General features: G+C 42.3%; 12 protein-coding genes. All 12 read left to right on the top strand.

Annotated elements, in window-relative coordinates:
* The first annotated feature begins 147 nt into the window (after nucleotides 1-147).
* The 12 genes from C1E99_RS15280 to C1E99_RS14755 all read left to right on the top strand — a co-directional run bounded on the left by C1E99_RS15280 (nucleotide 148) and on the right by C1E99_RS14755 (nucleotide 7,639).
* Entirely contained in the window at nucleotides 148-306 is a 159-nt protein-coding gene (locus C1E99_RS15280; protein WP_238146238.1) for a hypothetical protein, read from the top strand.
* Complete coding sequence (locus tag C1E99_RS12015; protein WP_105207674.1) at nucleotides 303-656, top strand: HNH endonuclease; 354 nt, start codon at nucleotides 303-305, stop codon at nucleotides 654-656. The genes C1E99_RS15280 and C1E99_RS12015 overlap by 4 nt, the downstream gene beginning before the upstream one ends.
* Nucleotides 657-790: 134 nt before the next feature.
* Complete coding sequence (locus tag C1E99_RS12020) at nucleotides 791-1,114, top strand: P27 family phage terminase small subunit (RefSeq protein WP_228478497.1); 324 nt, start codon at nucleotides 791-793, stop codon at nucleotides 1,112-1,114.
* Nucleotides 1,111-2,850 carry a terminase large subunit gene (locus C1E99_RS12025; RefSeq protein WP_105207675.1) on the top strand — a complete coding sequence of 580 codons (1,740 nt, stop codon included), beginning with the start codon at nucleotides 1,111-1,113 and terminating at the stop codon, nucleotides 2,848-2,850. Before C1E99_RS12020 ends, C1E99_RS12025 begins: the two co-directional genes overlap by 4 nt.
* Nucleotides 2,851-2,939: 89 nt before the next feature.
* The gene (locus tag C1E99_RS12030; RefSeq protein ID WP_238146239.1) at nucleotides 2,940-4,067 is read left to right on the top strand and encodes a phage portal protein; all 1,128 of its coding nucleotides are present in this window, start codon (nucleotides 2,940-2,942) and stop codon (nucleotides 4,065-4,067) included.
* Nucleotides 4,039-4,647, top strand: a complete 609-nt coding sequence (locus tag C1E99_RS12035) for an HK97 family phage prohead protease (RefSeq protein ID WP_024395709.1) — start codon at nucleotides 4,039-4,041, stop codon at nucleotides 4,645-4,647. The genes C1E99_RS12030 and C1E99_RS12035 overlap by 29 nt, the downstream gene beginning before the upstream one ends.
* A complete protein-coding gene (locus C1E99_RS12040) occupies nucleotides 4,613-6,028 on the top strand; it encodes a phage major capsid protein (RefSeq protein WP_105207676.1) in 1,416 nt (471 codons plus the stop codon). Before C1E99_RS12035 ends, C1E99_RS12040 begins: the two co-directional genes overlap by 35 nt.
* A 10-nt stretch (nucleotides 6,029-6,038) precedes the next feature.
* Entirely contained in the window at nucleotides 6,039-6,404 is a 366-nt protein-coding gene (locus tag C1E99_RS15030; protein ID WP_029185612.1) for a hypothetical protein, read from the top strand.
* Between the two features lie 3 nt (nucleotides 6,405-6,407).
* Nucleotides 6,408-6,686, top strand: a complete 279-nt coding sequence (locus tag C1E99_RS12050; RefSeq protein WP_023370505.1) for a hypothetical protein — start codon at nucleotides 6,408-6,410, stop codon at nucleotides 6,684-6,686.
* Complete coding sequence (locus C1E99_RS12055) at nucleotides 6,683-7,000, top strand: hypothetical protein (RefSeq protein WP_023370503.1); 318 nt, start codon at nucleotides 6,683-6,685, stop codon at nucleotides 6,998-7,000. The genes C1E99_RS12050 and C1E99_RS12055 overlap by 4 nt, the downstream gene beginning before the upstream one ends.
* Nucleotides 6,981-7,334 (top strand): HK97 gp10 family phage protein, encoded by a 354-nt coding sequence (locus C1E99_RS12060; RefSeq protein ID WP_023370501.1) that lies wholly within the window; start codon nucleotides 6,981-6,983, stop codon nucleotides 7,332-7,334. The genes C1E99_RS12055 and C1E99_RS12060 overlap by 20 nt, the downstream gene beginning before the upstream one ends.
* Nucleotides 7,331-7,639, top strand: a complete 309-nt coding sequence (locus C1E99_RS14755) for a hypothetical protein (protein WP_161951196.1) — start codon at nucleotides 7,331-7,333, stop codon at nucleotides 7,637-7,639. Before C1E99_RS12060 ends, C1E99_RS14755 begins: the two co-directional genes overlap by 4 nt.
* The last annotated feature ends 47 nt before the right edge of the window (nucleotides 7,640-7,686 follow it).

Genomic DNA, 7,686 nt, shown 5'->3' on the forward strand with positions numbered 1-7,686 from the left:
AATTCTGTTGTCAAGGGTTGTTTAAAAAATGAGAAAAAAGGGTACTATTTTTCTCACGATTTTAGTGTTATATTTGTATCATGAATTTTTATAAACAAGTAGGACAGCTGGGCAAGTTGTCCTTTTCTGTTGTGGAAAGGAGTAATCATGAAACCAAAACGATATCCATATTCTGGAAAACCAAAGAAAAAGGAAGTCATCCAATTCTTTTCTGAAAACCAACTCATCGCAACAAATATATTTGAAAGATGCGACAGACCAACACCAGAGATAACTAAGCGATATATAGGGAGTGCAACTGTATGACATTCAAACCTGTCCGAAAGACATTGAAGTCTAGTCGCTGGGAGAAGTTCCGTAGTCGAACTCTGAAACGTGACAAGTATCTCTGTCAAGAATCTCTGAGGTATGGAATTGAAGTACAAGCTGAAATGGTCCACCACATTTACCCAGTTTCAGAGTATCCAGAATTGGAGTTTATGTCGTGGAACGTGATTAGCTTGACCAACAAAATCCACGGAACATTCCATGACAGAAAGAATGACAAAGTCATAGGGCAAGGTCTTTACTGGCAACGGAAAAGAAAAAAAGAGTTTGAACAATTCTTCGAATCTAGGAAAGCCCCCCCTCATAACAAAAATTCTCAAAGCCATTAGAGGACCGGGAAGGAGAAGTTTTTCCCTCCCTTCAACATTTTGAGAATTTTGTGCAACGATTTCTAACACAAAATTGGGAAGGAGGTGAGAAATTGGCTAGACCAATTACCCAGAACACTTTTAAGAACAGGACTGTGAAGTCAATGAAAGAAATGAGGACCTATTCTAAGCACTACGACGACCTCATAGAAATCTATTCAGGTTTGCTATATGACTACCACATAGCACGGGAAGAGTTTATTGCCAACGGGTCACAAGTGACAGAAGAGCATGAGACATCTCGTGGTACGATCGTGGAACGAAAAACTCCGCTAGTTCAAACCATGGAGAATCTTCGCAAGGATATCCTGACATACTCAGACCGACTGCAGCTGAATCCAAAAGCTGCTAATGTGGAAGTGATAAAACCAGATAAGGAAGCTGGTGGACTGGAAGGGTTGATTGCCAACTTAACATGACAAGAGCTCAAAAAATTCTCACTGACTTCCAAATCGCAAAGCAATATGCAGAAGATGTTGTTGCTGGCACAATTATTGCAGGGAAGCGACGGGCAAAGGCCTGTGCCAGATTTCTAAAAGACCTTGCCAGTGGAAAGTTTGATTTTCGTTCAGAACAATTTGAATTTGTAATAAAGTTCATTGAGGGGCTGGTTGTTCACAGGAAAGGCGAATCGCTAGAAGGGAAACCGCTGACCAATGTTCCATTCATTTTGCAAGACTGGCAAAAATTCTGCATTGTCAATTTATTTGGATTTTTCAAAAAGGGGACCTCCATCCGAAGATTTACAGAGGCCCTTTTTATGTTACCTCGTAAAAACGGAAAGACTCCCTTTGCTTCCGCAATCTGCTTGGCCATGTCTGTTCTGGAAAATAAGAGCGGGACCAATGCTTATATCCTGGCAAACTCATTAAAACAGACCCGTGAAAGTTTCGATTTCATTTCTCACACGGTTAAATACTGGAAGGACAAGTCAATCAGAATCAAGGATAACAATAATGAGCACAGCATCCGAAAAGAATTTTCCAATGGCTCATTCATCATCAATGCACTGGCTTCAGAAGAGGACAACCTAGACTCATTCAACGGTAACATCATCATCTTGGACGAAATCCATGGGATGAAGTCATCTAAGAAGTACACGCTGATGAAAAATGCCCAACGGGCTTTTCGGAATAAATTGCTTATGGCGATTACGACGGCAGGGGACAAACCAAATGGCTTCTTAGCCCAGCGGTTGAAGTATTGCGACAAGGTCCTAGATGATTTGATTGAAGATGATAGCTTCTTCATTTTTATCTGTGATGCCGATGCCGATGCGGACGGAAAGATTATAGACTTCACGGACCCAATCCACATTCAACGAGCCAATCCATCGTTAGGAGTTACCGTAGAGTTGAGCGAGTTGTTGCATGATGCAGAGGTTGCTTATGCCGACCCACAGACCAGGAATGAATTTTTCAATAAGACTTTGAATATTTTCACGAACTCGATGACTGCTTACTTCGACCTCCAAACCTTCATTAATTCGGATGATAAGTACGATTGGAGCTTAGAAGAGTTGGCTCGGTTGCCTATCAAGTGGTTTGGTGGTGCCGACTTATCGAAGCTTCATGACTTAACAGCAGCTGCTCTATATGGGCAGTATGAAGGTGTGGATATTGTTATCACCCATGCCTTCTTTCCACGTATGGCCGCCCATGAGAAAGCTAATGATGACGGCATCCCATTATTTGGTTGGGAGCAAGACGGCAATCTGACCATGAGTAACACACCAACCGTTTCCTATGATGATGTCATCAATTGGTTTAAGTCTATGAGGGACAAGGGTTTCAAAATCCAGAAAATTGGCTTTGATAAGAAGTTTGGTCGTGATTTTTTCACTGGGATGAAACGGTCAGGTTTTACGATTGTCGATGCACCGCAGTATTACTGGAAGAAGTCAGAGGGATTCCGCCGTATAGAAGTTAAGGCCTACAACGGTCAGCTTTATTATTGCCACAGCACCGCATTCGAATACTGCGTGTCGAATGTTCGAGGAATTGAAAAAGTAGATGATATGATTCAATACGAAAAAGTAGAAAAGACATCACGCATTGACCTTTTTGACGCAGCAGTCTTTGCAGAATGCCAAATGCTAGAGGACACAGAGAAAGGTGGATATGTAAGTGATTGGTTGAAAGGAGCGAAAAATTGAGTAAACGCAAACCGAAAAATTCAAACAAGATACGATCCGAGCCGTCTTCTAGCTTTCAGATGTTTGTCAATGAGGACTACTTCAGAACTATGGTCACCAATGGATACACCAGATTGTCTGATTGCCCAGAGGTGCACATCGCAGTCCACAAGATTGCAAGCCTGGTGTCGTCAATGACTATTCACCTCATGGAGAATAGAGAGAATGGCGACGTCCGAATCAAAAACGAACTATCCAGAAAGATTGATATCAATCCTTACAAGTGGATGAGTCGGAAGAAATGGATATACAACATTGTCCGAACAATGATTTTGGAAGGGGATGGTAATAGCATCATCTATCCAATCGTTGACAAAGAGGGGTTAATTCAAGACCTAAAACCTTTGCCACCGTCTAAAGTATCCTTCCAAGGGGATGCATTTGACTATCAAGTAGTCTATGACTATGATACGGTCTTCTCGCCTGACGAAGTGCTACACTTCTCCATCAATGCCGATCCAGAGAAACCATGGAAAGGGCAGGGATATCGTGTCGTGCTTTCTGACTTGCTTAGAAATTTAAAGCAAGCCTCAGCTACTAAAAACGAGTTTATGTCAGGAAAGTATATGCCGTCATTGATTATCAAAACAGATGCCAATACGGCCGCACTGTCCTCGCAAGAAGGTCGTGACGAAGTCTTTGATATGTACCTCAAACAATCATCTGCTGGTAAGCCTTGGATTATCCCAGCAGAGATTATGGACGTTCAACAGGTTAAGCCACTTAGTCTGAACGATATTGCAATTAAAGATTCGGTAGAAGTTGACAAGACTACGTTGGCAGGGATTTTGAGAATACCTGCCTTCTTTCTTGGCGTAGGAAAATTTAACAAGGAAGAATATGACAATTTTGTCACTAATACAATAAAGGAGTTTGCAGACATCATTCAACACGAGATGACTAGCAAGCTCCTTTATTCCCCAAATCATTACTGGTTGTTCAATTATCGAAGTTTGTTGAACTACAGCATGAAAGAGCTGGCTGAAGTCGGGCAAAACCTCTACATCAGAGGTCTTGTGACTGGGAATGAAGTGAGGAACTGGCTGAATATGCCACCAGAAGAAGGTCTGGACCAGTTGGTTATTCTTGAGAACTTCATACCTGCTGATAAAATTGGGGATCAGAAGAAACTAGAGAAAGGAGAAGATAGTGGAGAGAGCAGCTTATCTGACGCGTAGCTTCAAATCTAATCTTGCTGTCCGTGAACAACAGGAAGGCCAACAAGAGAAAGTTATCGAAGGCTATTTTGCAGTCTATGGCTCTGAAACAGAGTTGTGGCCTGGTGCTTTTGAAGAAATAAAAATCGGTGCATTTGATGATACCCTTGACAATGACATCCGTGCCCTTATCAATCACAACACAGAGTTGGTCCTTGGTCGTAATAAGGCCGGGACATTGACTTTGAAAGTTGATGACAAAGGTCTATGGGCCCGTGTTGTCATTAACGAACAAGATACAGATGCACTCAATCTATACGCCCGTGTCCAACGTGGCGATGTGGACCAATGTTCATTCGGTTTCAACATCGTTGAGGAATCGACTGAATTTCGTGAAGATGGAACTGTAAAATGGACCATTGAAAAGATTGATTTGCATGAAGTGTCCATCGTAACCTTCCCTGCCTATGAGGCAACGGGTGTGCAGGCTCGGAAACGAGACTTTGAAGATCTACAAGAACGGACCTTAGAGTCCCGTAAACAAAAACTAAAGGAGAAACTAAACTATGCTAAAACAACTCATGCTCCGTCGCAAAATTAAAGTCTTGAATGATAACTTGACTGAATTGAACGACGGTAAGAACTTTGATGAACGTAGTGCCCAATTGGAAGCAGCTATCGAAGAAGCACGGTCTGATGAAGAAATCAAGGCTGTCGAAGAAGAAATTGACACTTTGACACAGGAACAAGCTGAACATCAAGAAAAAGTAGATGCTATCCAAGCTGAAATTGATGAACTCGAAGCAGAACTAGCTGAATTGGAAGGCAAGGAGCCTAAAGTGGAACCAAAAGAAGAACCAGCTGCTGAACCTGAACAACGCAACAAACAAAAAGGAGAACTTGCAACTATGACTCGAAACAAATATTTTGGTGGATTGACTCGTGCTGCTATGACTGAATTGGTTGAACGCAGCGAAGTCAAGACATTTTTGGAAAATACTCGCAGCCTCATTCAAGAAAAACGTGCTGTCAATGGCTCAGAATTGACCATCCCAGAAGTATTCTTGGAGTTGCTTCGTAACAATATGGATCAATATTCCAAATTAATTACAAAAGTTTGGCTCAAACCTGTGAAGGGCGAAGCTCGTCAGAACATCGCGGGCACAGTACCAGAAGGTATCTGGACGGAAATGATTGGAAAACTCAATGAAGTTGATTTCAAATTCAATCAAGTTGAAGTGGACGGTTACAAGGTTGGTGGCTTTACTGCTGTTCCTAATTCCATCCTGAAAGACTCTGACCTTAACCTTGCTAATGAAATTCTTTTGGGTCTTGCTCAAGCCATTGGTCTTGCTCTCGATAAAGCCATCCTTTACGGAAAAGGGACTAAGATGCCTGTTGGTATCGTGACTCGCTTGGCTGAAACCCAGAAACCTAATTACTGGGGTCAGAATGAGCCAGACTGGACTGATCTGCATTCTACTCATTTGTCAGTAGTACCTGCTAACATCACAGACCCTATCAAATACTATCAGGAATTGGCTACTAAGCTAAATGTCATTGATGCCGACTACTCAGACGGCAATGTTTTCTGGGCAATGTCACGTAAGACACATCAAGCTTTGAAGATTAAGCTGATGAGTTTCAACTCGGCTGCAGCGATCGCGTCAGGCCTTGACAATACTTTGCCTGTTATTGGTGGTGATGTTGAAGAGCTAAACTTCATCCCAGATGGACATATTATCGGTGGCTTTGGTTCGCTTTACATTTTGGCAGAACGTGAGGGAGCAACCATGGCTCAATCTGAACATGCTCAATTCATCGAAGACAATACTGTCTTTAAGGGAATTGCACGATATGATGGTCGTCCAATCTTTGGGGAGGCTTTTGTGGCAGTCAATGCATCTGGCAAAGATGGAGCTGTTGCACCTAAACCAACAGATGTGACATTCGCAGCTGACAAGGCTAACACACCAGGTTAGGAGGCAAACCATGAAGTCAGTTGATGTAAGAGTTAAAGCGCTCGTAACTTTTTCCGATAGCCAATCTCCGATTGGCCTTCGGAGAAAAGATGAGGAGTTTGTGACGGCCAAAGACCGAGCAGACTACCTGAACGGTTTGAATGAAGAACCGCTTGTAGCTGTTTTAGAGGAAATCGAAAGACTGCACTCTGAATCAGTAAACGAAAGTGTTTCTGAATCTGTGTCCGAATCAGTAAGCGAAAGCGTTTCTGAGTCAGTGTCCGAATCAGTAAGCGAAAGCGTTTCTGAATCAGTATCCGAGTTAGCAAGTGAGCTGGCATCGGAAGTCGTTACAACTCGCAAACCTCGTAGAAAAACATCAAAAGAAAGCGAGTAAGCCATGGAACATTCAAATGTCTTGCAACTGGTCAAGATGAAAGAAGGTATCAAATCTGACAAACGAGACAAGTATCTAACAGAGCTTATCAAAAGCTCTATTGATGAGTTAGAGCAAGTCAAGGGCATTGCCATTGACCTGAATCTACCTCACCATGTTACCTTCGTTGCCGATTGGACCTACTACCAGTACATCAACAAAGACCAGCCAACCATGCCACGCTATCTACAGCAGAAACTGCACGACTATCAAATCACATATAGGAAGCAGGCAGAGTCATGAGATGGAATGAAGATTGCACCCTAATTTCGCTTTCTGAAGAGCCGACATTGGATGAGTTGTTACAGCCAACCTACGAAGAAGTAGGTATTGAGGTATCATGCAATAAGCGGTCTCTCACACGGTCAGAGTATTATTTTGCATCACAAGCCAACATGAATCCTTCCATGGTACTTGAGGTCCACGATTTTGAGTATGACAATCAGGTGTATGTGGATTTTGAAGGAGTAAGATACGAGGTCATCAAGACATTTGAAAATGGTGATATCATCGAATTGACTTGCGAGGTAGTAAAAAATGGCACTGGATCTAACTAGCGAAATCATGTCTGCACTAGAAGAGTGGTCGGAAGAGGTTGAACAAGAAGTTGATGAAGCTGCTAGCGATGTTGTTGATAAGGCTGTAGCCAAGTTAAGGGTCAGTAGCCCAAAGATGACAGGAAATTACAGAAAGAAATGGGCCAAGAAACGATTGAAGAATGGAACTTATGTGGCACATGTAAGAGGGCCTGACTATCGCCTAACTCATCTACTCGAAAACGGGCACGTTAATCGTGATGGTGGACGAACGAGCCCGCAGGTTCATATCGCACCAGTGGAAGAAGAAGCCATTGCCGAATTTGAAGAACGCATCAGGAGAATTGGCCAATGAAACTATTAGAATTTGCAGCTATCATAAAAGCATTGGGAATACCGTGCCGTTACCGTCAATTCAAAAAGGGAGAAAAAACAAAACCACCTTACGCAGTCTATTATCAGGACGGAGAGGATAATCTCAATGCTGATAATGAAGCGTATCACACTGTCAAATCAGTTACGGTAGAACTGATTACAGATAAGAAAAATGAATCACTGGAAGATAAACTAAAGAGCCTGTTTAATCAAAACAAGCTCTTCAGATTGCAGACAAACATCGTTTTGGTGTTTGTCTTTTTTACTGTTTTTAGGGAAAAATAGCTGTTTTGGTGCTTAAACCACCTCATCTGGACAAAATAAAAAGGCCG

Origin of the sequence: Streptococcus suis (assembly GCF_002964045.1) — a bacterium.
GTDB lineage: Bacteria > Bacillota > Bacilli > Lactobacillales > Streptococcaceae > Streptococcus > Streptococcus suis_U.

Excerpts from the sequence above, each read along its gene's own strand:
- C1E99_RS12050 (WP_023370505.1), top strand. The coding sequence starts at position 6,408 with ATGGAACATTCAAATGTCTTGCAACTGGTCAAGATGAAAGAAGGTATC.
- C1E99_RS12015 (WP_105207674.1), top strand. The coding sequence starts at position 303 with ATGACATTCAAACCTGTCCGAAAGACATTGAAGTCTAGTCGCTGGGAG.
- C1E99_RS12055 (WP_023370503.1), top strand. The coding sequence starts at position 6,683 with ATGAGATGGAATGAAGATTGCACCCTAATTTCGCTTTCTGAAGAGCCG.
- C1E99_RS15030 (WP_029185612.1), top strand. The coding sequence starts at position 6,039 with ATGAAGTCAGTTGATGTAAGAGTTAAAGCGCTCGTAACTTTTTCCGAT.
- C1E99_RS12030 (WP_238146239.1), top strand. The coding sequence starts at position 2,940 with ATGGTCACCAATGGATACACCAGATTGTCTGATTGCCCAGAGGTGCAC.
- C1E99_RS12040 (WP_105207676.1), top strand. The coding sequence starts at position 4,613 with ATGCTAAAACAACTCATGCTCCGTCGCAAAATTAAAGTCTTGAATGAT.
- C1E99_RS12060 (WP_023370501.1), top strand. The coding sequence starts at position 6,981 with ATGGCACTGGATCTAACTAGCGAAATCATGTCTGCACTAGAAGAGTGG.
- C1E99_RS14755 (WP_161951196.1), top strand. The coding sequence starts at position 7,331 with ATGAAACTATTAGAATTTGCAGCTATCATAAAAGCATTGGGAATACCG.
- C1E99_RS12025 (WP_105207675.1), top strand. The coding sequence starts at position 1,111 with ATGACAAGAGCTCAAAAAATTCTCACTGACTTCCAAATCGCAAAGCAA.
- C1E99_RS15280 (WP_238146238.1), top strand. The coding sequence starts at position 148 with ATGAAACCAAAACGATATCCATATTCTGGAAAACCAAAGAAAAAGGAA.